Origin of the sequence: Moraxella sp. (genome assembly GCF_024227015.1) — a bacterium.
GTDB lineage: Bacteria > Pseudomonadota > Gammaproteobacteria > Pseudomonadales > Moraxellaceae > Moraxella.
This window is the reverse complement of the sequence record NZ_JAAELD010000236.1, coordinates 1-616: the sequence shown is the minus strand read 5'-3', so window position 1 is coordinate 616 and position 616 is coordinate 1. Positions and strand designations below refer to the sequence as shown.

Sequence of the window (616 nt, the reverse complement as noted above, 5' to 3'; positions counted from 1 at the left end):
TCATTGATCATCGTCCGCGACGATATGCTGCCCAAACAGATGCATTTGGCGGTCCTGAATCCGATCAAAACCCGACTGACCGTCAATTTTCCTTTAGAACCCCTCAGCGAGCAGGAAACCGAGCAGTTCATCGCTTACCGACTCAGCCAGGCTAAGGCACCCAAAGACCTGTTTGAACCCGATGCCATTGCCCTCATCTCGGCCCATTGCCATGGTCACAGACGCCAAATTATGAATGTGGGTACATTGCTGCTCGCTGAAGCGTATTATCAAAAACAGAAAACCGTCAGCGCACAATTGTTCATGGGCTGTGATCTGATTCAATGAAAAAATTGCAGCCAGTTGCACATCGTGCACAATGACAGCGGCCAATTGTCATCACGATCCAGTGGTTTTAATTTTAGATCAAACCCAGGCGCACCAGAGCCAACTGCGCCGCTAAGCGATAAGCTGGTGCCAAAAACTCGGCGGTTTACGATTGAAAGGACCCGGCTTTGCCGGGCCCTTTGCTTTTTGATTTAAAACCGCTCACAACCATGACTGTAATCATGTCACCCAAAAGGGGGATGCTATGCAACTTAGCGCTGATATGTTGCCTATCTGCCGGATCAATAAG

Annotated in this window: 1 protein-coding gene; it reads left to right on the top strand. The window is 49.2% G+C overall.

Features of this window, described 5'->3' with window-relative positions; all coding sequences use genetic code 11:
• On the top strand, nt 1-327 hold a 327-nt coding region (locus GY683_RS05535), incomplete at its 5' end, for a hypothetical protein (protein ID WP_297287795.1).
• Nucleotides 328-616: the final 289 nt, after the last annotated feature.